Source organism: Thermosynechococcus sp. QS41, from assembly GCF_031583515.1.
Classification (GTDB): domain Bacteria; phylum Cyanobacteriota; class Cyanobacteriia; order Thermosynechococcales; family Thermosynechococcaceae; genus Thermosynechococcus.
In genome coordinates, this window is sequence record NZ_CP134181.1 from 2,000,661 (window position 1) to 2,025,233 (window position 24,573).

Consider the following 24,573-nt stretch of genomic DNA (forward strand, 5'->3'; position numbering starts at 1 on the left):
CACTTTGTTGCATTTTTGCAATATATCGCACAAGTTTGAGAAATGATGCAAGGGGCTGTGGCGAGATCACCGATCCAAGGGGAAGTTCGGTGTCACAATAAAAGGGAGTTAACAATTCGCAGCGTAGCACTGGGTTGAATCTATGTCCATGGTTGCAGTCGTGGTGGCGATCGCCATCTTGGGAATCTTGATTTTTGTCCATGAGTGGGGGCACTTTATCGCTGCCCGCAGCCAAGGCATTCATGTCAACCGCTTTTCCATCGGCTTTGGCCCGATCCTCTGGAAGTTTCAAGGCAAGGATACCGAGTATGCCCTGCGCCTAGTTCCCCTAGGGGGCTATGTGGGATTCCCAGACGATGACCCCAATAGCAGCGTTCCCGTCAACGATCCCAATCTCCTGAGCAACCGGCCGATTTTGGATCGCGCCATTGTCATCAGCGCGGGGGTGATTGCCAACTTGGTCTTTGCCTATTTGCTACTGCTGGTGCAAGTGGGCGTCATGGGCATTAGTCAGGCCACCTACTATGAGGGTGTCCTCATTCCCGCCCTTGTCCCGGAAAGTAGCCTTGTGGCCACCAAAGCGGGCATTCAACCGGGGGACTTGGTGTTAGCGGTGGATGGCCAACCCTTGGGTGCCGATGCCAATAGCTTACCAAACCTGATGCGAGCCATTCAGCAGCATCCGCAGCAACCCCTGACACTGACGATTCAACGTCAAGGACACATCCAAGAGATTACCGTCACGCCAGAGGTGAGTGAGGATGGTCAAGCCCGGATTGGCGTTCAATTAGCCCCCCATGCCGACATTCACCGTGAACACACCTTAAACCCGATTAAATTAGTCACGGCGGCAGCAGCGGAGTTTCAGCGGGTGATTGTTTTGACCCTAGAGGGGTTTCGCGAACTTTTCCAGCATTTTGATCAAGCGGCTCAACAGGTCTCTGGACCGGTGGCGATCGTAGCGATGGGCGCGGATATTGCCCGCTCCAATGCTGAACAGCTCTTTACCTTTACCGCCTTGATCAGTATTAACCTTGCAATTATTAATATTCTGCCCTTTCCAGCCCTTGACGGCGGTCAACTGCTCTTTTTACTGGTGGAAGCGCTGCGGGGTCGTCCCTTACCCAATCGCATTCAAGAGGGCGTCATGCAAACGGGGCTGGTGTTGCTCCTTGGACTGGGGATGTTCCTCATCGTGCGGGACACCGTGAACCTCACGGGCTTGGGCTGGGTGCAGCAACTCTTTTAAGTCTACCTATGGCTATTACCCGTCGCCTCTCCGCCAAGCAACAACGGGCCTTGGAAATTCTCACCCGCCTCAAACGCCTCTATCCGGATGCCACCTGTAGCCTCAACTTTGCCAATCCGCTGCAACTGCTGGTAGCCACAATTCTCTCTGCCCAATGCACGGATGAGCGGGTGAATCAAGTCACACCGGCGCTGTTTGCTCGCTATCGCGATGCCGAGGACTTTGCCATGGCTGATTTGGCTGAGCTAGAACAGTACATCAAGTCCACTGGTTTTTATCGCAACAAAGCCCGCCATATCCAAGGCGCCTGCCGCCGCATTGTCGAAGTCTATGGGGGTCAAGTGCCCAAGGTGATGGAAGATTTGCTTTCACTGCCGGGGGTAGCTCGCAAAACAGCCAATGTGGTTCTTGCCCATGGCTACGGCATTTTGGGGGGAGTGACGGTGGATACCCATGTCAAGCGGCTGAGCCGGCGGCTGGGGCTGACCCAAGAAACGGATCCCGTGAAAATTGAGCGGGACTTAATGCGCCTGATTCCCCAGCCCGATTGGGAAAACTGGTCAATTCGCTTGATTTACCATGGCCGCGCCGTTTGCCAAGCGCGCCAACCCCAGTGCGAAGGCTGTGAACTCATTGATTTGTGTGCCACAGGTGGGAAGCTGATACCAAAGTCATAGGGGATTTGCCATGAAAACCCTAACCACAACTACGGGCGAACAGCGTGTCACGCTCCACGGCCTCACTTGGCAGCAGTACCAAGAGATTCTTAATGCCCTGCCGCAAACCCGTGCTGCCCACTTGATATTTGATCGCGGAATCCTTGAAATTACGATGCCCCTTGAAGAGCATGAGTTTGCCAGTGAGCTAATGGGTCTATTTTTGCGCATTCTGGTGGTGGAAACAGGACTGCGGCTGCGATCGCTGCGCTCAACAACCCTGTGGCGACCGGATCTGAAGCGAGGAGCAGAACCAGATAATGCCTATTACATCCACCATCAACCACAGGTGGCTGGCCGCAGCATTGATCTGAGCATTGATCCACCGCCTGATTTAGTGATTGAGGTGGACATGACCCATACCGATATCGATAAAAACCAGCTGTATGCGGCCTTGGGGGTACCGGAGCTATGGCGGTACAATGGTCGGGAATGGCAAATTTTCCAGTTGTGGGACGGATGCTATCAGGGGTGCGATCGCTCCCCTTTGTTTCCATGGGTGCCCAAGGAATGCCTTTATCGCTTCTTGGCAGAGGCCAAAATGGATGAGGTAGAGGCAGAGAAAAATTGGCGACGCTGGGTACAGGAACAACGGCCATGATGATTTATCGCCTCAATGCCCTTACAGATAACTACATTTTTTTGCTCCATGATCCGCAAACGGCGACAGCGGCAGTGGTGGATCCGGCAGAGCCAGAACCTGTTCTTGCCAAATTAGCGGAATTGGGAGCAACACTGACGGCAATCTTCAATACCCACCACCACTGGGATCATGTGGGGGCCAATCGTGCCCTGCGATCGCGCTTCCCCAATATCGAAGTCTATGGCAGCCGCGAAGATCAAGGCCGCATTCCAGAGCAAACGGTTTTTCTTAGTGCCGGCGATCGCGTGCCCTTTGGCGAACATGCTTTTGAGGTGCTGTTTGTTCCCGGCCATACCCGCGGTCACATTGCCTACTATGAGCCAGCAACGGGCGATCTGTTTTGCGGTGATACCCTCTTTGGCGGTGGCTGTGGTCGTCTTTTTGAGGGGACACCGGCACAGATGTTGGAGTCTTTGAATCAACTGCGGCAATTGCCGGAGCAAACGCGGGTCTGGTGCGCCCACGAATATACCCAAAAGAACCTCAGCTTTGCCCTGACAGTGGATGCCAATAATCCTGCCCTGCAAGAGCGCTATGCTCAAGTCTGTCGCGATCGCGCCCAAGGAAAAAGCACGATTCCCAGTACGATTGGCGTTGAAAAGGCAACGAATCCTTTTTTACGCTGTGAAGTCAACACCATTCAAGCAGCAGTGGGGGCAACCACCCCCCTCCAAACCTTTACACGGTTGCGGGGTAAACGGGATCAATACTAGGTGCCTATTGAGCACCTCAGAACGCTAATCTAGTTTTATATTCCTCTACCCCCAAAGCTGCGATGGCAGTTTCCTATCAGAGTCGCTTCTTGAGCTTTTGGCAACAGCAATGGCACCGTTGGCAGCAACACTGGCAACGCCAACTATGGCAAATTGAAAGCAGCCTCAGTGGCACGCTGCAGGTGATTGGCGCCATTCTGGCACAGGTTTGGCAGCGGGGACTCCCCCAACTCATGGGCAGCGTCTCTCGAATGCGTCAACGCCTCCTAGCGCAACCCACAGCGGCACCCTCTGCCGATGAAGCACTGCTAACCGTGATGTCTGCCCTCTCCCTGACGAAAGGGGAGGATGACTCTTGGGTGGTGGCGATCGCCCCCATTGCCCGTCCACTTCCTTGGTGGCAGCGCTGGATTGCTACTGTGCAACGCTGGTTTCAACCCCAGTCCAAGACGTTACCACCACAGGATGCACCTTTGGCACAGCGGCAGCCCTTTTACCTTGCCTGCGATCGTGCCGCAAAATCCCTATTGCTTGTGGATGAGGCTGCCCGTCCCTTGAAAATCTTCACCGCCACAGAACAGCGGCAAATTGAGCAACGCATTGCCTATGCCTTGGCAGTGTACTATCAGCACCTTCGGCAGTGGTATCGGCGACGGCATCACTGGCTCTGGGGTTGGCAGCAGCGATCGCTCAAAGCAGGCTCTAACCCACCGTCCTGTTTGGTGGGCAATTTTCTAGGGCAACTTCAGTTAACAGGTGCTAGTGAAGGGGATTTAGTCCTACCCCCAGTGTCTCCCCTAGCCGCTGTCTTCCATTGGTTGCGATCGCGCCTTCCCTTCGGCCGCAAAAATACGCTGTCCCAAGTGCGGGTGCAGGGGATTGCCACCCTTCTAGAAACCCAGCAGATGGTGCTCATCGGCAGCGATAACGAGATTCTTTATACCCTCACCCCTGCCCAACAGGCGCAAGTTCTGGCTTGGATTGAACGCCATCTCAACCCCTTCAAGCTGCCCTTCCCAGACTGGCTGAGTCAACTCTCCTATTGGCTAGGGGGATTCCAACCTCCAGTGGTGGCAGCCGTAAATTCACCGCTATTGGCGGCTACGGATCCTTTGCCAGTCTTTTCTCCCGTGGAGACCCTTCTTAGCCTAGGCAGTCGCTCTGATTCCCTAGCCCATTCGCCACCCTCGGAAACTGCGGCCACCAGTGTCCCTCCAAATCCAGAGCAGTTAATTCTTGATGTGGATGCTGCCCTGATTGGCTATGAACTCCACTGGTTTGAACGCCTCCTGCTGTGGTGCGATCGCCTGTTTCTCTGGATTGAAGAACACCTGATTCGTTTCGGTCGTTGGCTCTTGCAGCAGTGGCAACGCTAGCGGTTCTCAATCTGACGAATTGCCTCCATCATTTCGTTGTAGGACTGCATCTTCCCCTGTTGGCGATAGAGTTCAGCGGCTTGGCGCAGATCCGGTAGGCTCGCTTTGGGGTTCTGTTCAAGGAGATACGTTACACCCCGCACCGCAAAGGGGATGGGATCTTTGGGGGTAAGTTGCGTCAAGGCTGTCCAACTGGGGCGACTGAGGGCATAGTCTCCCATGAGAAAAGCCGCAATTCCCCGCAGCAAATGATAGTCGGTGCTCTTGGGATTGGCGGTAATGAGACGATCAAACACGGGGATACTGCGGCGAAAATCGCCACTGAGAAACAACGCCAAGGATTGAATCATTTGCAGATCGCTGTTGTTGGGACTGAGGGCAAGGGCGCGATCGCTATCCGCAACGGCAGTACCAAAGTTGCCGAGGAGCAAATTCAAAAAGCTACGGATGCCATAGGCTTCGGTGTACTGGGGATTGAGGGCGATCGCCTTGGCAATGTCCTGCTGAATCGTGCCGGGGCGTTCAGCCATATTGCGGACAAACGTATCCAGCATGGGGGTGGGCGGGTGGGGGGGAAAGGCATCCTTGAGAATAGGGTTGCCTTGGGTCAGACGACTCAGGTACTTGGTTCCCAGTTCTTCACCGAGCTGATTAAAGTCTTGGTGAGGCACAAGGGCAAACATTTGCGCCACGGCCCGTCCCAGATAGGCTTCACTGTAGTTAGGATTAAGGGCGATCGCCTGGCTATAGTTGTCAATGGCGGCGGCAAAATTCTTGCGTTGGAAGTGCTCCTCAGCGGCGAGGAAATAGTCCGCTGCCTTCAGGGGGGTCGGGGCAGGCAGAGCCGTGGTTTCCCGCGACGGTGTGGTCAAACTCAAGTAGGTATTGATGGGAATGCCGAGATTAAAGCCGCGTTTCACAAAGACAGTACTGGAGCCACTGCCCTCCTGCACAAGGGTAGAAGCAATATCGGCACTGCCATGAACCCCAATTAAACGGCCATTTTCATCGAGGACAGGGCCGCCACTCATCCCCGGCAAGGTGGGATTGCTATAGACCAAGGCATAGCCATCTTGAATCGGACGCGAGGCATTGGCCGTCAACCGCCCCTCGGTAAATTGGTAAATGCCCCCCAGAATCGAGGCCTCCTGAGCAGGAAAACCAGCCACAAAAACGGGCATGCCCTCCACTGCCTCTACGGAGTTTCCCAGTGTGGCAAGGGTGTAATCGCGGTTGCTTTCAATTTCCAGCGTGGCCAGATCAACACCGGGCAAGGGACGAATGGAGTTGGGTTGCATGGCATAGCGCTGACCATCAACCGTTTTCACCGTGTACTGGCCGGCCTTTTCAACCACATGGTAGGCGGTGAGGATAACGTAGGTACTGCCCTTGCGCTGCAATAGGATACCTGAGCCATGGCTGTTGGTACCTTCAATGAGCACAGTGATATTTTTGGCAATGCGGGCAACTTCTGTAACGCTCACCCCTTGAGCCGGAAAAGGCTGAGCAATATGGACGGTGGCGATCGCCATTCCTACCAATGACCAACTGTGCCAGCGCCCCATCGGGATGCCTCCAAGCAGACTCTAGCCCCACGATAGCCTATTTCTCAGAGATGCTAGGTAGAGCCAAGGGACAGTTGAACGGCGGTAATCGCCTCCACCAAGGGCGATCGCAAGGCAGCGATATACTCTGGCCAGCCAATGAGAATTGGTTGCTGATGGGCAAGGGTCTGTCCCTGTAACCCCGTAGCATCAAAGCGCAAGGGATTTCCCTGCAAGTCGGTGCACACCAAACCTGCTGCCGTTGCTAAAGCCAAGGGGGCGGTGGTGTCCCAGAGCTTCACCCGCTGATTTAAGTAGAGGTAGAGTCCCGCCCGTCCCAAAATCACTTCAATCACCTTGAGGCCAAAACTGCCCAGAAAGCGAAATTCCACTTGGGGCAACACCCGATGAATTGCATCGCCGTAGGTGCGGTAGTCGCGATAGCCAATCATGATCGGGCAATGGTCTTCACTAGGAGAGGGCGGGCAAACCGGTAATAGGGGGACAGGGGGACCACCACTGCTCATCTGAAAGAGTCCCCAATCTTTACCGCCATAGTAGAGGTGATCCAGATTGGGAGCATAGATCCAACCCGCCACTGGACTGTAGTGCGCCAGCAGGCCCACCATGAGGGCGTAACCTTGGCGATGGTGAATCAGATCATCCGTGCCATCAAGGGGATCGATCAGCCAGTAGCGGCTTTTCGGTTCTTGAAAGACTGCTTGGGAGTCAGCATTTTCTTCGCTGATGATGCCATCCTCAGGAAACCAAGCGCGAAATTTTTGACTCAAGAGCCGATCCAAAAAGCGATCAATACTCGTAGCGAAGTCTTGGCGTCCCTTTTCAATGACCTCAAAGGGTTGCTGTGCCAGTTGCCGTGCCCGCTGCCCCGCTTGGCGCAGGAGTTGATTGATTTGCCAGATTTGGCTAGAGGTCAGGGGGGGAGAAGTCATCATTTGAGGTTCAGCCGTCCACTTTCCTTTAGTTTGGCGTTAAAGACCAGCGGCTCCTGTAGCGATCGCTGCTTTAGCTGTTCCAGAATTGCTGCTTCAACCCGCCGCGCCACCTGTTTCAGCAGTTTCGGTTGCGTCAATGGATCGGCACTTGCCCATGCAGTGCGTTCGGCCTCGGTCATTTGCTCCCTGACATCAATGGCATTTTCCCACTGGGGGCGATCGCGATCATTGCCGAGGGGGACGGTCCCCAATTCCGCTAGCCACTGTTGTTTTACCGCTTCTAGCCACGGGCGATCGGGACGTTCGATGGCGATCGCCTTATAGCCACGACACTGCTGGGGACAACGCACAAGGTGTTGCAGCAAACTCAGTCGCATATCCCGCGAATAGCCAATGTATTGCACGCTGCCAGTGGCATCAAAAATGGCATAGAGACCGATCGCCCCCTTAAGATCCGGTGCTACCCGGCCTGCATCATCAATGTAGGGATGGAAGGGCAATTCAGCCAAAGTCGGCGCAGGAAAGCTCATGTTGGCAGGGGTGGCTCATCTTTGCGTGCTTCACCCTCAGTATGCCCTATCTGTGGATGTGTGGCAGGAGTGGGAGATTGGGTATGGGCACGTTGGCGCAGTTGTTGTGCCCGTTGGCGCAGTTCTTGAAAGTAGTCGGTGCTGGTAATTTCGGCAACGGATTTCTTTCGCTTTTCTTGGTCAATTTCGATTTTTAGTTCACTCAGTTCCTCCTTCAGTTGATCTTGGCGCTGCTCTACCGCCTGTGCCATGTCCAAAAAGACTTGGGCAAGTTCTGCCATGTCATCACTCCCTTGAGCATAGTGCCTGAGAACTCTGGGATTAAACTCGTTAAACTGGTCATGCTTGAGGGCGTGGGCAGCACTGACAAGGGCACGAATCGGCTTAGTAATCGAACGAGCCACAATCAGGGAAATGAGAATGACCCCAACACCAACAAAGAAAAGACTGAGGAAACCTTGGGTCGCCAACCGCTCTAAGGGCGCTAGAAACTCGCTCAACCGTACACTGACCACAACAACGCCCTGATGACGGGTCAGGGGCGCATAGGCATAGATATAATCGGCATCGCCTCCGGAAGAACGACTGGCGAGGAGAGCACCGACCTCTTTTGATTTGGCCTTGAGAAAGACATTGCGCAAGGTGTAGCTGCGATCTGCCACTGTGGGAATGGGTTGAGGTGATGTCAAGAGAAAATATTGGTCGCGAATCTCGGGGGGGAGTGGTTCAATGCTATGCAAATTCAGGTAAGGATTTGTGGTGCTCAGAATCAGACCGTGATCATCAATGAGAAAAGATTCACCGTGAATATCGGGCACTAGGTAGGTCACGATGTCTTTGACTGCGGTCGCTTGTAGAGGTAGTAGAACTGCTCCCAATCGTTCATTATTGCTATCAATAATCGTTTGGAAGACAACAAACAGGGGTTGCTCAGTGATCGCGCTATTGATTTTGACCCGAGAAATGAAGTAGTCTGCTGTTGCCGACTGCTGCCAGAGGGGGGTGTTCTTGTAGTCTAGCCCCAGACGGGTACGCCGTGTCCCTGCGATCGCTTGGCCATCACGGTTGAGGAGAATCACCTGATAATAGGCTGGGTTCAGGTTCTTGACATCTTCGAGGAAGTTATTCATCGTCGCTTGCTCGATGGCACTATGGCTCCCACGCCTCAGGAAATACTGTACGTCACTGTCATTGGCTACCAAGAGAGCATCATTGAGGGCATCCTGAAACAGCTGATCAAGGGAACGGGCTTTGCTGATCGCCAGCAGTTGCAGGGCATCAATTTCCCAACGCTTCATCATTTCAGCGCTTTCAGTTTGGTTGTAGAGCACCACCATCCCCATCGGTAATAGGGAAATCAGCAGCATCACCAGCAGCAGCCGCCCCGAAATTGACCACAAAAGCCTTGACCAACCCTGTCGCCACCGAAGCATGGATCCACTCAAGCTAGAATGGGAATCTTGATCAAACCACCACTGTTCCAGCCTAGTGCGAACGAAGGATATTGGGCGATGTTTTGGACAACTCGGCTATGGCAACGCCGCTGGTCTGCTTGGCTCCACCCTTGGCGGGGGATGGATTGGCTCCTTTTAATTGCCGTATGGCTGATTACGCTGTTGGGGGCAGTGGCCATTCACAGTGCCGAGCTGCACATTGGCGAAAAGGATGGCTTCCAACATCTGGCGATCGCGAGCGTGGGGACGATTTTGCTTTTCCTACTGGCACGGGTGCCGACATCGGTCTTTATCTCAGTCCATTGGTGGGTCTATGGTATCAGTTGTGCCCTCCTACTAGCTGTAAGCTTATTTGGTGTTGAAGCTAACGGTGCCCAAAGTTGGCTGCCCATTGCGGGCTTTAACCTCCAGCCTTCAGAATTTGCTAAAATCTCGATCATCCTCACCCAAGCTGCCCTACTCCAGCGGGTGCCTGCCAATGGCCTCAGCGGCATTCTACGGGTGTTTGCGGTAACGGTCTTGCCCCTAGGGTTGATCTTATCGGAACCTGATCTGGGGACCTCCCTTGTTTTTGGCGCCATCACCTTGGGCATGCTCTATTGGGCCAATGCCCGTTTGGGCTGGATTGTGCTCATGCTCTCCCCTTTGGTGGCGGCGATTCTCTTTGCCCTACCCCTGCCCTATGAACTGAATTTGGTGCTGTGGTTTTTGTGGACATTAGGGATGGGGGTTGTGGCATGGCAAAACCTGCCCTTGGGGTGGATTGGGGCGATCGGCGGCATTGTTTTGAACCTTTCAGGTGCCGGTCTAGGACAGTTGCTGTGGAGTGTGCTGAAGGACTATCAAAAGGATCGCCTCTTAATGTTTTTAGATCCCGATAAGGACCCCTTGGGGGCGGGCTATCACCTGATTCAGTCCCGCATTGCCATTGGTGCCGGTGGACTGTGGGGGCGAGGTCTGTTTCACGGGACACAGACACAGTTGGGGTTTATCCCTGAGCAGCACACGGACTTTATTTTTTCCGTCATCGGTGAGGAATTAGGCTTTTTGGGGGGGCTGCTGGTTTTGGGACTGTTTTGGTTGATTGGCCTGCGGCTATTGCAAATTGCCAATAGTGCCCGCAATGATTTCGGCTCGCTGCTGGCGATCGGTCTTTTTGCCATGTTGATGTTCCAAGCGGTGGTCAATATCGGCATGACCATGAACCTATTTCCTGTGACGGGCATTCCCTTGCCTTTCCTCAGCTATGGCCGTTCTGCCCTTTTGGCAACCTATATTGGTTTGGGGCTCGTGCAATCAGTGGCCAATCATCGCCCGCGATCGCGCTACTGAAGTCAAGCACTCTTTGTTAAAATTCATGAAGATTGCCAATAGCAGTGAAATCCCATGAGCGAGTCCCCAGAACCCACGTCCTCCCCTGTCGAGCAGCCCAGTTATGTCAAATTGGCCATGCGGAACATGGTGCGCAAGGGGGGCAAATCTCTGATCCATTTTGCCCTCACGAGTATCGGTCTGTTGGCGTTGTTGGTGGGCTTGTCCTACCTCACCCGCTAGTGAGAACACAGCAAAAACAAATGACGGTTACCGTCTATCTAGAACTTCACGATCCTTCCCTGAGCAATGAGGTGGCAGAACTTCCTTGGCAAGTGTGGTTTCGCACGTGGATTGCCATGGTTGAACCAAACCAAGGTAAGGCCTATGAGGTAACACTGCGTTTGACGACGGATGCTGAAATTCAGGTACTTAATCATCAGTATCGCGATCGCGACACCCCTACGGATGTACTCGCCTTTGCCACCCGCGATGACGCTCTGCCGCTGCCCCTAGAGGAACCTGAATACCTTGGCGACATCATTATTTCTGGCGACACTGCCCGAAAGCAAGCCAGGGAAAGGGGGTATTCTCTATCCATAGAAGTGACTTGGCTGGCTTGCCATGGCCTACTCCATCTTTTGGGCTGGGATCATCCCGATGAGACGCAATTGGCACGGATGCTGGCTCAGCAGGCTGAGTGTCTTAGGGCAGTGGGTCTTACCCCTCCCTATTCTCCCGATAATCCATAGGAACGAAATCCCAAAGGATGTGCTTAAATGGGAGGCGTTAACAGCCAAATTTTTTGAAAAACTTTTTAAGGCGTATGGAATCCAGCGTCAACACTTAAAGACCAATGTTTGGTGTGATGGGTAACGTTATGACACAAAAAGTTCTTGCCACCTATGCTGAGAAAACATCAGGGATAACCATACTGCGACAGCGCTCCTACCGTGTGGCGCCCTCTTTACTGAATAGTTTCCGTTATGCATGGGCGGGGGTGGTCTATACCTTTCAGACTCAGCGCAATTTTCGGATTCACACCGCAGTTGGTCTTAGCGCGATCGCCCTCAGTGGTTTGCTAAAACTTCCCCCCGTTGAGGTGGCAGTGATTTTGCTCACGATTGGGATTGTCATGGGGCTAGAGCTGCTGAATACGGCTCTTGAAGCGGTGGTGGATCTCACCGTTGGCAAGGAATATCACGAGCTTGCCCGCATTGCCAAAGATTGTGCCGCTGGTGCGGTTCTGCTCAGTGCGATCGCAGCGGTGGGGGTGGCGATGGCCTTAATTGTACCCCCCTTGGTTTATCCGATTGTGGGAACGTTGCTATAAACTTGTCATCCAATCAGGAGGGGCTAAACATTAAAGCGGAAGAGCATCACATCCCCCTCCTGCACAACGTAGTCTTTGCCTTCACTGCGGACTAGGCCTTTTTCCTTAGCCACCGTCATGGACTGGCAGGCCACTAGGTCTGTGTAGCTCACCGTCTCAGCGCGAATAAAACCCCGCTCAAAGTCACTGTGAATAACGCCTGCGGCTTGGGGGGCTTTGGCACCGGCGGGAATCGTCCACGCTCGAGTTTCCTTAGGCCCTGTAGTAAAAAAGGTTTGCAGACCCAGCAACTTGTAGGTTGAGCGAATCAGCGATCGCAAGCCCCCTTCACTGACGCCAAGACTGGCGAGATACTCGGCGCGATCGCCCTCGGGCAAATCCACAAGTTCAGCCTCCACCTGAGCCGAGACAATCACCACCTCCGCCCCCTCCCGCTGGGCAATCTCCTGAACCGCCCTTGTCCATTCATTGCCAGTGGCCAAATCCTGCTCAGCCACATTAGCGGCATAGATCACGGGCTTACGGGTGAGCAATCCCAGAAAGCGAATGGCGGCTTCTTCGTCCTCCGTCAGTTGACACAGACGAGCCGGCTGCCCCTCATTGAGCACGCTAAGGAGCTTTTCAAGAGCCGTGAGTTCAATCTGTGCCTCTTTTTGCGATCGCGCTGCCTTACGGGTACGTTCAATACGCTTTTCGATTTGCGCTAAATCCGCCAGTGCCAACTCTAAGTTAATGACCGCAATATCCTCGACAGGATTGACGCGACCTGCCACGTGGACAATATCCTCATCTTCAAAGCAGCGCACCACGTGCACAATGGCATCCACCTCGCGAATATTTGCCAAGAACTGGTTGCCCAATCCTTCCCCTTTACTGGCTCCCTTCACCAAACCCGCAATATCCACAAACTCCACCCGCGTCGGCACGATCTGCGCTGATTGGGAAATTTTTGCCAATACCTCCAGCCGTTCATCGGGGACGGCCACCACACCGACATTGGGTTCAATCGTACAAAACGGAAAATTGGCCGCCTCGGCCTTAGCATTGGCCACAAGGGCATTAAACAGCGTTGATTTGCCCACATTCGGTAGGCCGACAATTCCCGCGCGTAGCATCAGACCCTACAACCTCATTCTTAAGGAAAGATTTTTCCCAAACATGACACTCAAAAATGGGAATATTAATTTTTAATAACACCCCAACTTATCAGAAATTCCAGCCCTAGGCAACTACGGGCACACTCAAAACCGCTGTCAGAGAAGAATCGGCAGCAAAAATAAAAGAGGCAACCCTTGATGAGTGCCTCTAAGTGCTATATCCCTAAATGCAAGGCTCTAGCGATTCACTGCCCTAGGCATCAAAGTAGAGGGTGAATTCATAGGGGTGAGGACGCAGGGACATGGGAATCACTTCTGTGTCCAGCTTGTACTGAATCCAGTTGAGGATAAAGTCTTCGCTAAAGACACCGCCCGCTGTGAGGAAGCTATGATCCTTTTGCAGGTTTTCCAGAGCCGCCATGAGTGAACCGGGGGTGGAGGGAATTTTGGCCAGTTCTTCGGGGCTGAGGTCATAGATATCAACATCCAAGGGGCTACCCGGATCAATTTGATTCTTGATGCCATCAATCCCTGCACACAGCATCGCCGCAAAGGCAAGGTAGGGGTTACTTGTGGCATCGGGGCAACGAAACTCTAGGCGCTTCGCTTTGGGATTGGCACCAGTGAGAGGAATCCGCACAGAGGCAGAGCGGTTGCCTTGGGAATAGGCAAGGTTCACGGGGGCTTCAAAGCCGGGAACCAGTCGTTTGTAGGAGTTCGTTGTCGGGTTGGTAAAGGCCAACAGCGCTGGAGCGTGCTTGAGAAGACCACCAATGTACCAGAGGGCAATTTGGCTCAAATTGGCGTAGCCCTCGCCCCAGAACAGGGGCTGACCATCTTTCCAAATCGACTGGTGGGTGTGCATCCCCGAACCATTGTCGTTGAAGACAGGCTTGGGCATAAAGGTTGCCACTTTGCCGTGCTTGCGGGCAACATTCTTGACACAGTACTTATAGGTCATCAGCCAGTCGGCGGCTTGAATGAGGGTGCCAAAGCGGAAACCCAGCTCGCACTGACCGGCTGTGGCCACTTCGTGGTGATGTTTTTCGATGGGTACACCGCACTTGGCCATCGTCAAGAGCATTTCTGTGCGCAGGTCTTGCAGCGTATCTGTGGGCGCAACGGGGAAGTAGCCCTCTTTGCTACGGATTTTGTAGCCGAGGTTGCCCCCTTCTTCTTCGCGGCCAGTGTTCCAAAGACCTTCAATACTATCAACGTAGTAGTAGCCAGACTTTTGGTTTTGGTCGTAGCGAACGTCATCGAAAATAAAGAACTCGGCTTCGGGGCCAAAGTAAGCCGTATCGCCAATGCCGGTGGCTTTTAGGTACTCAATGGCACGGGTGGCAATGGAGCGCGGGCAGCGATCGTAGAGTTCTCCGGTGCGCGGATCTTTGATGGTGCAAATCATGCTCAGGGTGGGTTCTTTCATGAAGGGGTCTTCCCACGCCGTATCCGGATCCGGCACCATCACCATGTCGGATTCGTTGATCGCTTTCCAACCGCGAATACTGGAGCCGTCGAAGGGCACACCCTCGGTAAATGAACGTTCGTCAATTTGGCTCTTGTGAACCGTCAGGTGTTGCCACGTGCCGGGCATGTCAATAAATTTCAAGTCGATGAGCTCGTACTTGCTGTTGATCAAATTCAAGATTTCTTGGGGCGTTGCCATGTATAGGTTACTCCTTCTGTATTGGGCGCACCACAGCGACAATCTATGGTAGAAAGTTGCCCCAGTTAATTTTTGTATCGGAGGCTACCAAAATTTCGGTGTTTGCTCCCTAGCGGGAGGTAGCAAGGCGCTGTTTGGGATATAACAGGGGCATGATCAGTAATCCCAAGCCCAGTCCCGCGATCGCCCCAAAGGGAAAGACAATCCAATTGGAATAGCCCCAGACGCCATAGTGTTGCAGTGCCCACTCAAGGGGATAAAACAGCATTAACAACACCGCCACTAAAAAGCCCCCCAGACCATACTGCGGCAGCCAGTACCACTCGCGGGCAGTGGTGGAACGCTCAATCCACCAACGGGTGAGGAGAACGCCCAAAAGGGTGCCATAGCAGCGCATGCACACCGCCATTTTCCAAGGGGGAGCGAGCATCAAGCCCATTTCTGGCTGTGGACATACATGATTGCCCATCGTGTAGATAATGTGGGCAATTTTAGGCAAGAAAAGAAAATGACTAGCGGCCAAGAAAGGCGCAAACAAAGGACCTAGAATCAGTGCCGCCAGAATGACATCAGGCCATAGAGGAGAAAGCGATCGCCACCGCACCATTGGATGTTAGAAATGATACAAAATGATAAACAACCCCCTAGAATTTAACAAATTGTTCACAGCAAGGGCAATCAGTAATTGGGCAGAGCGGCGAGATAGAGATGATCCCTCCACACGGGAATGCTGCTTAATCTTGTCCTCAACCACTCTGCCACGTCATTAAGAAGCTTAGGAGGCTAAGGCAGCTTTGGTCACGGTTGTCAGTGGGGCTGTGTTCTTAACCGTCTCTAAGCGCGGTGAATTTCCCATGAGGGAGGCAGCAAAGAGTTGCCGGTACAGTTGCCCCATCTGGAGGGCGATCGCTTCCCAGTTGAAGAGGGCTTGCACCCGCTCGCGGCCATTTTCCCCAAGGGTACGCGCCCAAGCTGGATTAGCCAAGATACGCTGAATGGCCTTGGCCAAGGCAGGAGCATCCTGAGGCGGCACCAGTAGCCCTGTTTTTTCGGGAATCACCGTGAATTGCAGACCCCCAACCGCAGAGGCAATCACCGGCGTGCCACAGGCCATGGCTTCAATGGCCACCAAGCCAAAGGGTTCATAGTAGCTGGGCACAACGCAGACATTGGCAGCACTGTAGTAAACCGCCAAGCGCTCATGGTCAATTTGCCCGACAAAGGTCACGCGATCGCCCAAGTTGTACTCCTGCACTAATCCTTCAATGCGCCGCCGTTCGGCACCATCACTGCGCTGCGGATCACTCCCCCCCACAAGCAGTAACCGCCCTTGGGGTACCTGAGCCATCGCTGCCACCAGCGTTTCAATGCCTTTGCGGCGATCAAAGCGACCCACATAGAGCACAATCGGCTCATCGGCAGGCAAATTCAGTTGGGCACGGGCATCGGCCACGGGGTAAAAGAGATGCAAATTCGTGCCACAGGGAATCAGACGTGTTTGCCCTGCCTTGGAGACCCAACGCCGTAGGTAGGCTTCCTCTTGGGGGCTAGTCACAATCACACAGTCGGCATTTTCAAGGATGGCTTTTTCCACCATGAGGCGGGTTTCATCCCGTTGGGCTTGCTCAGAAGCCACTTGATATTTCACCACCCCCAAGGAATGGTAGGTGTGCAGCCATTGGAAATTCAACTCCTGACGCAACTGCCAACCCACCCAGCCAGAGAGCCAGTAATTGGTGTGGATCAGGGGATAGCCATATTTGGCATGGTAAGCCTTGAAGGCTTCGACAAACTTCGGCAAGGTCTCAAAGAGTTTCTCACGCGGAATATAGGTCAAAGGCCCTGCCTCGAGGCGAATGGTGCGACAGTGGGGACTGTGCTCAATGACATCGGGGTCATCGGGATGAATTTTGCGGGTAAACATATCCACGTGCCACCCGGCTGCCGCGAGGGCTTCCCCCAATTGCCGTACATAGATATTTTGACCACCGGCGGATTCATGGCCGACATCAGCGGCGGGATCCCCATGCACAGAAATCAAGGCAATGGGTTGACGGGCAGGCACCTGCGGTTGGGGCATGGCAAACGCCCGAGGAAGTGTATTTTTTGCTGTACGGGTTGATAATGCTTGCATAAATACACCTTTTGAATAACGCTCAAAGAAACACTTTTGCACAGGGTTCAGGGATACACCTAACTGGCCAGCAGTTCAATCGTCCCCCTACGATGTCCATTATGGACAAAGGTGTCGGCGAGAACGGTATCATAGACTGCTTCATACTCGCTCACCATCCGTTCAACACTGAACCGCTGCCAAACATAGTCTCGACAGGCCATGCGATCCAGTTGCGGCACTTGGGCAACAGCCGCCACACATTCGTCAACGGAGTGACACAGAAAACCGGTTTTGCCGTGCTCAATCACTTCAGGCGCTGCCCCCTTGGCGATCGCCACCACTGGCGTACCGGCTGCCATGGACTCAATCATCACTAGGCCAAAGGGTTCCTGCCACGTAATCGGAAAGAGCATGGCGATCGCTCCACCTAGGAGAGCATTTTTGGTTGGATGATCTGCTTCGCCGATAAATTGGATCAATTCACCATCAATGTGGGGTTCAATCAATTCCTTGAAGTAGTCGCGATCCACCCGATCCACTTTGCCGGCCATCCGCAGGGGGATGCCCACTCGCTTAGCAATTTCAATGGCATGGTGAGGGCCTTTTTCCGGCGAGAGCCGTCCCAAGAAGGCCAAATAGGGTGGATCGCTGGGCTGGGAATAGAAGTGATGGGTTTCCACGGCAATGGCGTTATAGACCGTGGCAATGTAGTTCAAATCCCGTAGTTGCCGCTGGGAATGGGAAATACTGACATAGTTTTGGTTGCGATATTGGCTGAAAATGCGCTCATTATCCGTCGTAAAGCGACCATGGAGCGTGTGAACAACGGGTGTTTTCACCAGGCTGGCGTAGGGTAAAGCCGTATAGCCCACATGGGAATGGATGACATCAAATTCATTGGCGCGACTAAAGACTTCTCCCAGTTGCAGGGCTTCATAGACGGCATATTCCTGCACATTGGGATCGAGGCGAATGGCGTGGGGATAGGTGGAAACCAATTTGGCTTGGGTAATGGAATCGCCACTGGCAAACAGCGTGACCTCGTGCCCTCGCTTGACTAACTCTTCTGTGAGCAGACTCACCACCAACTCCACACCCCCGTAGGCTGGCGGCGGTACCCGTTCCCACAGCGGTGCAATTTGAGCAATGCGCATACAAGCCTCCTCGAACAATACGGTTGGTCACCGCTGCCTTGATGCTAATCGCGCGATTGACTCAGCAGCATGGCTGCCTCAACGGTACGCAATCTCACTGAAAAAGACCAAGGGGGTAAATCCCTACCTGAAACTTCGGGAATCCGTACTATTATTTGTTATTGTCGCTACATTTTGGCAGTATAAATCAAGATATAATCTTGGGTTTGGCTTGAAGCTTTCGAGATAGAACTCACTTTTTCCAGTGAGAGAAAATGCTCTCGTCTAAACACCCCACTGATCGCTATTCTATGAGCAGGTGCTGCCCCTTTCACGTTTTCTCAAATTTTAGTCGCAATCGTTCATGGATATTCAACTGATTCAACTCTTTGTTAACGGATTGGCGGTGGGCAGTATTATTGCCCTCGCAGCAGTGGGTTTGACGCTCACATTTGGGATTTTGCGCCTGCCCAATTTTGCCCACGGCGACTTTATGACGGCGGGAGCCTACCTAACGCTGGTGGCTAATGCAACAGGACTGGATATTTGGCTCTCAATGGCGATCGGTGGCTTGGGAACGGCAGGGTTGATGCTCCTGAGTGAGAAGCTCCTGTGGCAGCCGATGCGCGATCGCCGCGCAACTTCCACAACACTGATTATTATTTCCATTGGTCTGTCGTTTCTGCTGCGCAATGCCGTGATTCTCATCTGGGGCAGTGAAAACCAAACCTATCGGCTGCCAGTGATGCCTGCCCTTGATTTTTGGGGCGTGAAAATTATTTACGCGAAGGTGATTGTCATGATTTTGGCAGTGGTGGCGATCGCTACTGTGCACTTGATCCTGCAACGCACCAAGGTGGGCAAAGCCATGCGAGCGGTGGCAGATGATTTAGATTTAGCGCGGGTTTCGGGGATTGATGTTGAGTGGGTGGTGCTGTGTACTTGGCTGTTGGCGGGGGTGCTCACGGGGGTGGCCGGGGGTCTCTATGGCCTGATTACGGCTGTGCGGCCGACGATGGGCTGGTTTTTGATCTTGCCCCTGTTTGCCAGTGTGATTCTCGGTGGCATTGGCAATCCCTACGGGGCGATCGCTGGCGCCCTGATTATTGGCGTGGCTCAGGAGATGAGTACCCTGATGATTCCTTCTGAATACAAGCTGGCCGTTGCCCTAGTGATCATGATGGCGGTGCTTTTAGTACGTCCCCAAGGGCTATTTCGTGGCACACTCAGTTAGTGTTCTTAGGAGAAGTCCCCTGAACCTTTACACCCTTGAAGCCCTTGTGGCTACGATCAATGCTGCGCCCCAAGACTGGCGCCCCTTGGTGTTTACCAACGGCTGTTTTGACCTGATCCATGCGGGTCATGTGCGCTATCTGGCGGCAGCCCGTGCCCTGGGTAAACGCTTGGTGGTGGGGTTGAATAGCGATCGCTCCGTGGCAACTCTAAAGCCAAAACGGCCAATTATTCCCGAACAGCAGCGGGCAGAGGTGCTGGCTAGTTTACGATCAGTAGATGCGGTAGTGCTATTTAGCGATCGCACTGCCACGACCCTAATCGAGGTTCTCCAACCGGAGATCTACGTCAAGGGGGGCCATTACCAACTGGAGACCCTACCGGAAGCGGCGGCTGTGCAGCGCTATGGTGGTCGCATTGAACTCATTCAAGTAGAGGTTCCCAGTTCGACAACGGCGATCGTCCAACGCATTTTAGAGTTGCATGGGGAGGAGTCACCGGGCGCATGGTTACCACAGAACCAGCCTTAGCCGATTTACGGGAGCAGTTGTACAACGGCAACGAAAAATCCCAACTGGCCGCCATGACCACCCTGAGTACGGCAGGCAGTGAAGGCTATCACCTCTTGCAGGAATTCCTCAAAGACAGTGCCACCTTTTCCCCCCCACCCGCCCCTTGGATTCGCGGTCAGGCCTATCGTCTCCTATTCCACAGCCCAGAAGCCTCTGTGCAAGCCTTTTTGCAACAACACTATCCCCAAGGGGTGATCCCGCTGCGCTCCGATCGCGGGGTGGACTATCGAGAACTGGCTGAACTCCTAGTGGCCGAAAAATTTGAAGCCGCCGATCGCCTAACCAGCCAAAAGCTCTGTGAACTGGCAGGCCCGATGGCACAAAAACGCCGCTGGCTGTATTTCACCGAGGTGGAGCAGTTGCCAATTGTGGATTTGCAAACCATTGATCAGCTATGGCTGGCCTTTTCCCTAGGCCGCTTTGGCTATTCGGTGCAACGGCAACTGTGGCTAGGCTGCGGTCAAAACTGGGATCGGCTGTGGGAGAAAATTGGCTGGCGGCAGGGCAAGCGGTGGCCGCGCTATCCGAATGAATTTATCTGGGACTTGAGTGCCCCGCGCGGCCATTTACCCCTGACCAATCAACTGCGGGGTGTACAGGTGATCAACGCTCTTCTCAATCATCCCGCTTGGACAGCCTAGAATAGGGGTAGCAACAAGCGTAGCAGCAGTGGTGAGGTGGCAGCGATGAAAAAGAATATTCAGCGATTCATGGTGGCGATCGCCTTGATTATTGGCATCAGTGGCACAGTCATTCCACCTCAGGTGATGGCTCAAACCAGTGGCGGCCTATTGACCGCTGAGCAAATGAAAAAACTCAATCTCAGTGTTGAGCAAAAACAGGCGGTGCTGCGGCTAACCCTGCGCACCAACGATCGCATCCTGAGAATTTTGGATCGTGACCAGCAGCGCATCTTTCGCAATGCCATCAAACAGGGGAAATCTACCGGTGAAGCCATGGACGCCGTTTCGTTGCGCCCTGATCAAAAGACACAACTCTCGAAGGTGATGCAGGATACCCGCGTCGAAATGCTGACAATTCTCACCCCTGAGCAAGTGAAGCAACTGCAAGGATCCCGCTAGCGTTATGAACGTTTTTGTCCTCTGTACCGGTCGCTGCGGTTCGGTCACGTTTGCCAAAGCTTCCACCTTCATCACCAATTTCAGCAGTGCCCATGAGTCGCGGACATTCCTGCTCGGTGAGGCGCGTTTGGCCTACCTCGATCGCCCCATTAGAAGTGGATAATCGCCTTTCTTGGTTTTTGGGACGACTCGATCAAACCTATGGCGATCGCGCCTACGACGTTCACCTGCGGCGGGATGACCTCAGTGCTGCCCGCAGCTACCGTCAGCGCTATGGCATCTAGATGATGAAAGCATACCGCGAGGGCATCTTGCTCAACTTGCCAGCCAATGCTGACCCCTTAGAGGTGTGTTTGGACGATTGCCATACGGTGAATAGCAACATTGAACTCTTTCTGCGGGACAAAACCCACAAAATGACGATTGATTTAGCGGACATTCAAACCGCTTTTCCTCAGTTTTGGGAATGGATTGGTGCTGAAGGGGATCTAGAGGCTGCCCTAGGTTGTTTTCAAACAAAGCATAATGTGGCTCACTTTATTCCAGCTACCGCCATTGATAGCCTAGTACGGTCAGGGCGACGGCTCCTACCTCAGCCGCCCATTCAAAACACCTTAAAAAAACACCTTAAAGTAGAAAATCCTCGGGTGGCTGCTGCGGGACTACAATCGGTAAAACCGGTTCGAGATTGCCATCGGGACGGCCAATAATCTGATGGGAAATGACCTCGTGGCCACTGAGCGATCGCGCTGCTCGAACTGCTGCATTCACGTCCGCCACCTCTCCCCGAATCACCACTGTCCAATAACCCGCACCAATCCCCTCACAACTGACAAGGGTAACCTGAGCTGCTTTGACCAAGGTATCGGCCACAGCAAGGGCTGCCGGGTACCCCAAGACCTGCACCATGCCCACCGCTTCTGCTGCCATTGCCATTCCCCCTTCCACGTCTCCCATATTTTAGAAAAGGGCTGTGCTTAAGCTAAAGAAAGAGTGACCTAATTTCCTAAAGGTGGAGTAGATTCGATGCAGACCATAGGGGCGATCGCTGAGCTAGAGGCGGCTCTTGCCAACAATGGCATTTCTGCCCAACAAGCCCTCACCCTTTTGACAGCCGCTCTTCCCTTAGCCGCAAGCAGTGATCCTCAAGAACCATTGCCCCCCCTCCTCAGGGCACTACAAACCGCGAGCGATCGCCTGCGCCAACAACAGGTAGGCGACACCGTCACCTATGTGATCAACCGCAACATCAACTTCACGAATATCTGCGAGCAACACTGTGGCTTTTGTGCCTTTCGTCGCGATGCCACCGCTGCCGATGCCTACTGGCTCGACATTGACACGATCCTGAGCAAAGTGGCTGATGCAGTTGCCCAAGGGGCGACGGAAATCTGTATGCAGGGGGGACTCAATCCAGCCGCTAAAGAATGTGGCTCCAGTTTGCGCTATTACCAATCCCTCGTGCGGGACATTAAAACGGCCTTTCCTGAAATCCATCTCCACGCCTTTTCGCCCCAAGAAATTCAATTCATTGCCCGCGAGGATGGCCTCTCCTATGCCCAAGTGATTGATGTTCTGCATCAGAGTGGGGTGGACTCCATGCCCGGTACCGCTGCGGAGGTGTTGGTGGATCGGGTGCGCTCAAAAATCTGTCCTGAGAAAATGAACACCGCGACATGGCTAGAGATTGTTGAAACCGCCCATCGTTTGGGGGTATGGACGACCAGCACAATGCTCTGCGGCCACATTGAAACGCCAGCGGATCAGGTGGCTCACCTACAACACCTACAGCAACTTCAGCAAAGGGCTTTGGAACACGACTATCCCGCGCGAATTACCGAGTTTATTCTGCTGCCCTATGTGGGGGAACTTGCCCCCAAGGCAATGCGACAATGGGTAGGACACCACCAACCGCAGTTATTACCGACATTGGTGCTAACGGCAGTGGCACGGTTGTTTTTAGGGCGATGGATTCCGAACCATCAGCCTAGTTGGGTCAAACTGGGTCTTGAGGGGGCAACCATGGCCCTGAATTGGGGCTGTAATGATTTGGGGGGAACACTGATGGAAGAACACATTACCTCAGTGGCTGGAGCGCAGGGGGGCACGGGCGTTAGTCCAGCAGATCTGGTGGCCGCAATTGGCTCCTTAGGGCGAACCCCATGTCAGCGCACCACACTTTACCATCCCGTTGGAGAGTTGCGATGACCACGGAATCTCAGCCTTCGGTTCAGTCTCCCCGTCGGTTCCGCCCTTGGCTGGTGGGGGGTATTGCTGTGGTTATTGCCGGGGCAGCCGCCGCTGCGGGGGTCTTCCTGTGGCAACGGTTTAGTCAACGTCCGATCGCGCCCGGAATGGCGATCGCCCCCAATAGCGCCCTACTGACCCTCACTTTACCCACGGATCCCAAGCCTTGGGAAGCCCTTGCCAAAAGTGGCCTGTTACAAGCCCAACCTTGGTTGAACCCCAGCTATGATCCGCTCTCGCCAGAGGGGGTGAATCTGGCGCAACTGGATTACCTCAAGGATGTGCGCCCGTTTATTGGTGACCAAGCCACAGTGGTCTTGTTGCCCATTACCCCAGAGTCCGTCAGAGAATTGCCGGTACCGCCCCACGTTTGGATTGTGCCGACCCTAAATGTACCGATGGGGGAGCAACTGCTGCAAAGCGTCATTGGCGAGCCGATCACAGAAATCAACGGCGTGAAAATCTTCAAGGCCAAGGGGATTCTCCCTGACCCCGATAGCGGCGCGATCGCCCTTATTACGCATGAGAATCAGGCCTACATCATTTGGAGTCAGCACCAGAGCGCCCTGCAACAAGTCATTGCCACCGCCCAAGCCAACAACGGCATTGGCAGCCAGCCCACCTATCAACAGGCAGTGAAAGGGTTATCGGATCATCGCCCTTTGGTGGAACTTTATTTGAACCTACCCGCCTTTTTAGCCAGTCAGATGGCCGCCCCTGAAGGAAGTCTGCCTGAACCCCCGCGGGAACTGCAAGGGATGGTGCTCACCGCAGACATGACCCCTGAGCAAATCGAATTGGAGGCGGTGACTTGGCGCCCTGAGCAGAATCCAGCCCTGGTCAGTGAAGGTCAAAGCCGTGAACTTAGTCGTCTTGTGCCTGAAACGACCCTTGCTTTTTACGGTACAGGCTCCTTTAAGAATTTATGGCAGAATACCCCCGCCTCAGTGAAAGAGACGATCGCCAGCACGGTTAAAGATCTCACTGGCCTCGATTGGCAACAGGCCTTTGTGCCTTGGATGGATGGCGAATTTGCTGCTGCCTTTGTGCCCGTTCCCGCCCTAGGCAATGCCCCTAGTTTGCTCTTTCTCAGTCAGACCGGCGATCGCCCCCAAGCGAGTCAAACCCTGAGCCAACTCGATACCCAAATTCGCGATCGCCTACGGTGGCAAGTACAACAAACGGCAACAGAACCGCAACCGATCACCACTTGGCGCATTCCGCCGGGTTTGCCGGTGGGGCAGCATGGCTGGCTAAATGACCAGACCCTCTTTTTGGGACTTGGCCCGTTGACGGATATGCGTACCCCCCCTACGCGCTCCTTGGCTGACTCTCCCCTCTATCGTGCAGTGCTGCCCCATCCCAAGGGCACCCAGTTTTACCTCAATTTGAGTGATTTGGCGCCGTTGCAAAATAACTTGCTGTTGCCACAGTTAGCCCCTGAAATCGCGCGATCGCTCCAACCCTTTGCTGCCCTAGGCATTACCAGTCGGGTGCGAGATAATCAGTTTACCCACTACATGGCTCGAATTCGCCTAAAACCCCTCTCACCACCGGAGGTTCAGCCAACGCCGGGGGAACCCTAAAACTAGACGCAGA

The 24,573-nt window shown here is 53.8% G+C and carries 28 protein-coding genes; 18 read left to right on the top strand and 10 right to left on the bottom strand.

Annotated features, from left to right (window positions below):
- Positions 1-142 precede the first annotated feature (142 nt).
- The 5 genes from rseP (at position 143) to RHJ80_RS09870 (ending at position 4,697) form a co-directional block, all read left to right on the top strand.
- The gene (gene rseP, locus RHJ80_RS09850; RefSeq protein ID WP_310800904.1) at positions 143-1,249 is read left to right on the top strand and encodes an RIP metalloprotease RseP; all 1,107 of its coding nucleotides are present in this window, start codon (positions 143-145) and stop codon (positions 1,247-1,249) included.
- 8 nt (positions 1,250-1,257) lie between these two features.
- Entirely contained in the window at positions 1,258-1,926 is a 669-nt protein-coding gene (gene nth, locus RHJ80_RS09855) for an endonuclease III (RefSeq protein ID WP_206200023.1), read from the top strand.
- A 10-nt stretch (positions 1,927-1,936) separates the two neighbouring features.
- Positions 1,937-2,566 carry a Uma2 family endonuclease gene (locus RHJ80_RS09860; RefSeq protein ID WP_302678195.1) on the top strand — a complete coding sequence of 210 codons (630 nt, stop codon included), beginning with the start codon at positions 1,937-1,939 and terminating at the stop codon, positions 2,564-2,566.
- The gene (gene gloB, locus RHJ80_RS09865; RefSeq protein ID WP_310801694.1) at positions 2,563-3,321 is read left to right on the top strand and encodes a hydroxyacylglutathione hydrolase; all 759 of its coding nucleotides are present in this window, start codon (positions 2,563-2,565) and stop codon (positions 3,319-3,321) included. Before RHJ80_RS09860 ends, gloB begins: the two co-directional genes overlap by 4 nt.
- A 62-nt stretch (positions 3,322-3,383) precedes the next feature.
- Positions 3,384-4,697: a hypothetical protein gene (locus RHJ80_RS09870; RefSeq protein ID WP_310800905.1), complete on the top strand. Its 1,314-nt coding sequence runs from the start codon at positions 3,384-3,386 to the stop codon at positions 4,695-4,697.
- Here the strand turns inward: RHJ80_RS09870 and RHJ80_RS09875 are convergent.
- Genes RHJ80_RS09875 through RHJ80_RS09890 form a run of 4 tightly spaced genes read right to left on the bottom strand, consistent with a single transcriptional unit; the run spans position 4,694 to position 9,160 of the window.
- A complete protein-coding gene (locus RHJ80_RS09875) occupies positions 4,694-6,262 on the bottom strand; it encodes a trypsin-like peptidase domain-containing protein (protein WP_310800906.1) in 1,569 nt (522 codons plus the stop codon). The two genes, RHJ80_RS09870 and RHJ80_RS09875, sit on opposite strands and share 4 nt — an antisense overlap.
- 53 nt (positions 6,263-6,315) lie before the next feature.
- Entirely contained in the window at positions 6,316-7,197 is an 882-nt protein-coding gene (locus RHJ80_RS09880; protein ID WP_225901558.1) for a 3'(2'),5'-bisphosphate nucleotidase CysQ, read from the bottom strand.
- Positions 7,194-7,727, bottom strand: a complete 534-nt coding sequence (locus RHJ80_RS09885; RefSeq protein WP_206200028.1) for a GIY-YIG nuclease family protein — start codon at positions 7,725-7,727, stop codon at positions 7,194-7,196. Before RHJ80_RS09885 ends, RHJ80_RS09880 begins: the two co-directional genes overlap by 4 nt.
- The gene (locus RHJ80_RS09890; RefSeq protein WP_302678198.1) at positions 7,724-9,160 is read right to left on the bottom strand and encodes a cache domain-containing protein; all 1,437 of its coding nucleotides are present in this window, start codon (positions 9,158-9,160) and stop codon (positions 7,724-7,726) included. The genes RHJ80_RS09885 and RHJ80_RS09890 overlap by 4 nt, the downstream gene beginning before the upstream one ends.
- Before the next feature lie 78 nt (positions 9,161-9,238).
- Between RHJ80_RS09890 and rodA the strand changes: the two genes are divergently transcribed.
- The 4 genes from rodA (at position 9,239) to RHJ80_RS09910 (ending at position 11,825) form a co-directional block, all read left to right on the top strand.
- Complete coding sequence (gene rodA / locus RHJ80_RS09895) at positions 9,239-10,513, top strand: rod shape-determining protein RodA (protein WP_302677709.1); 1,275 nt, start codon at positions 9,239-9,241, stop codon at positions 10,511-10,513.
- A gap of 54 nt (positions 10,514-10,567) precedes the next feature.
- Positions 10,568-10,735 carry a DUF3285 domain-containing protein gene (locus RHJ80_RS09900; protein ID WP_302677708.1) on the top strand — a complete coding sequence of 56 codons (168 nt, stop codon included), beginning with the start codon at positions 10,568-10,570 and terminating at the stop codon, positions 10,733-10,735.
- 20 nt (positions 10,736-10,755) lie between these two features.
- Positions 10,756-11,244 (top strand): rRNA maturation RNase YbeY, encoded by a 489-nt coding sequence (gene ybeY / locus RHJ80_RS09905; RefSeq protein ID WP_206200032.1) that lies wholly within the window; start codon positions 10,756-10,758, stop codon positions 11,242-11,244.
- Positions 11,245-11,372: 128 nt separating this feature from the next.
- Positions 11,373-11,825 (top strand): diacylglycerol kinase family protein, encoded by a 453-nt coding sequence (locus tag RHJ80_RS09910; RefSeq protein ID WP_206200033.1) that lies wholly within the window; start codon positions 11,373-11,375, stop codon positions 11,823-11,825.
- A gap of 23 nt (positions 11,826-11,848) precedes the next feature.
- Here the strand turns inward: RHJ80_RS09910 and ychF are convergent, their stop codons facing one another.
- The 5 genes from ychF to RHJ80_RS09935 all read right to left on the bottom strand — a co-directional run bounded on the left by ychF (position 11,849) and on the right by RHJ80_RS09935 (position 17,861).
- Positions 11,849-12,940 carry a redox-regulated ATPase YchF gene (gene ychF, locus RHJ80_RS09915; protein ID WP_206200034.1) on the bottom strand — a complete coding sequence of 364 codons (1,092 nt, stop codon included), beginning with the start codon at positions 12,938-12,940 and terminating at the stop codon, positions 11,849-11,851.
- 235 nt (positions 12,941-13,175) lie between these two features.
- A complete protein-coding gene (gene glnA, locus RHJ80_RS09920) occupies positions 13,176-14,591 on the bottom strand; it encodes a type I glutamate--ammonia ligase (protein ID WP_206200035.1) in 1,416 nt (471 codons plus the stop codon).
- A 109-nt stretch (positions 14,592-14,700) separates the two neighbouring features.
- Positions 14,701-15,198, bottom strand: coding sequence for a DUF2085 domain-containing protein (locus tag RHJ80_RS09925; protein WP_206200036.1), 498 nt, complete (start codon positions 15,196-15,198; stop codon positions 14,701-14,703).
- 168 nt (positions 15,199-15,366) lie between these two features.
- A complete protein-coding gene (locus tag RHJ80_RS09930) occupies positions 15,367-16,725 on the bottom strand; it encodes a glycosyltransferase family 1 protein (RefSeq protein WP_206200037.1) in 1,359 nt (452 codons plus the stop codon).
- 59 nt (positions 16,726-16,784) lie between these two features.
- On the bottom strand, positions 16,785-17,861 hold the full coding sequence (locus RHJ80_RS09935; RefSeq protein WP_149819063.1) for a glycosyltransferase family 4 protein: 1,077 nt from the start codon (positions 17,859-17,861) through the stop codon (positions 16,785-16,787).
- 343 nt (positions 17,862-18,204) lie between these two features.
- Between RHJ80_RS09935 and RHJ80_RS09940 the strand changes: the two genes are divergently transcribed.
- The 7 genes from RHJ80_RS09940 to RHJ80_RS09970 are packed head-to-tail and all read left to right on the top strand — an operon-like array spanning position 18,205 to position 21,437.
- On the top strand, positions 18,205-19,074 hold the full coding sequence (locus tag RHJ80_RS09940; RefSeq protein WP_206200038.1) for a branched-chain amino acid ABC transporter permease: 870 nt from the start codon (positions 18,205-18,207) through the stop codon (positions 19,072-19,074).
- The gene (gene rfaE2, locus RHJ80_RS09945) at positions 19,058-19,603 is read left to right on the top strand and encodes a D-glycero-beta-D-manno-heptose 1-phosphate adenylyltransferase (protein ID WP_310800907.1); all 546 of its coding nucleotides are present in this window, start codon (positions 19,058-19,060) and stop codon (positions 19,601-19,603) included. The genes RHJ80_RS09940 and rfaE2 overlap by 17 nt, the downstream gene beginning before the upstream one ends.
- On the top strand, positions 19,579-20,286 hold the full coding sequence (locus RHJ80_RS09950; protein WP_310800908.1) for a GUN4 domain-containing protein: 708 nt from the start codon (positions 19,579-19,581) through the stop codon (positions 20,284-20,286). The genes rfaE2 and RHJ80_RS09950 overlap by 25 nt, the downstream gene beginning before the upstream one ends.
- Before the next feature lie 45 nt (positions 20,287-20,331).
- On the top strand, positions 20,332-20,727 hold the full coding sequence (locus tag RHJ80_RS09955; protein ID WP_206200040.1) for a Spy/CpxP family protein refolding chaperone: 396 nt from the start codon (positions 20,332-20,334) through the stop codon (positions 20,725-20,727).
- A gap of 4 nt (positions 20,728-20,731) precedes the next feature.
- A complete protein-coding gene (locus RHJ80_RS09960; RefSeq protein ID WP_310800909.1) occupies positions 20,732-20,890 on the top strand; it encodes a hypothetical protein in 159 nt (52 codons plus the stop codon).
- Positions 20,883-21,011 (top strand): hypothetical protein, encoded by a 129-nt coding sequence (locus RHJ80_RS09965; RefSeq protein ID WP_310744507.1) that lies wholly within the window; start codon positions 20,883-20,885, stop codon positions 21,009-21,011. The genes RHJ80_RS09960 and RHJ80_RS09965 overlap by 8 nt, the downstream gene beginning before the upstream one ends.
- On the top strand, positions 21,012-21,437 hold the full coding sequence (locus tag RHJ80_RS09970; RefSeq protein ID WP_310800910.1) for a hypothetical protein: 426 nt from the start codon (positions 21,012-21,014) through the stop codon (positions 21,435-21,437).
- Here RHJ80_RS09970 and RHJ80_RS09975 read toward each other — a convergent pair.
- Complete coding sequence (locus RHJ80_RS09975) at positions 21,355-21,657, bottom strand: carbon dioxide-concentrating mechanism protein CcmK (RefSeq protein WP_206201682.1); 303 nt, start codon at positions 21,655-21,657, stop codon at positions 21,355-21,357. The genes RHJ80_RS09970 and RHJ80_RS09975 overlap by 83 nt on opposite strands.
- A 96-nt stretch (positions 21,658-21,753) precedes the next feature.
- Here RHJ80_RS09975 and cofH point away from each other — a divergent pair, with 96 nt between their 5' ends.
- Both cofH and RHJ80_RS09985 read left to right on the top strand, forming a co-directional pair.
- Positions 21,754-22,935, top strand: a complete 1,182-nt coding sequence (cofH, locus tag RHJ80_RS09980) for a 7,8-didemethyl-8-hydroxy-5-deazariboflavin synthase subunit CofH (RefSeq protein ID WP_310800911.1) — start codon at positions 21,754-21,756, stop codon at positions 22,933-22,935.
- Complete coding sequence (locus RHJ80_RS09985) at positions 22,932-24,560, top strand: DUF3352 domain-containing protein (protein WP_310800912.1); 1,629 nt, start codon at positions 22,932-22,934, stop codon at positions 24,558-24,560. Before cofH ends, RHJ80_RS09985 begins: the two co-directional genes overlap by 4 nt.
- The last annotated feature ends 13 nt before the right edge of the window (positions 24,561-24,573 follow it).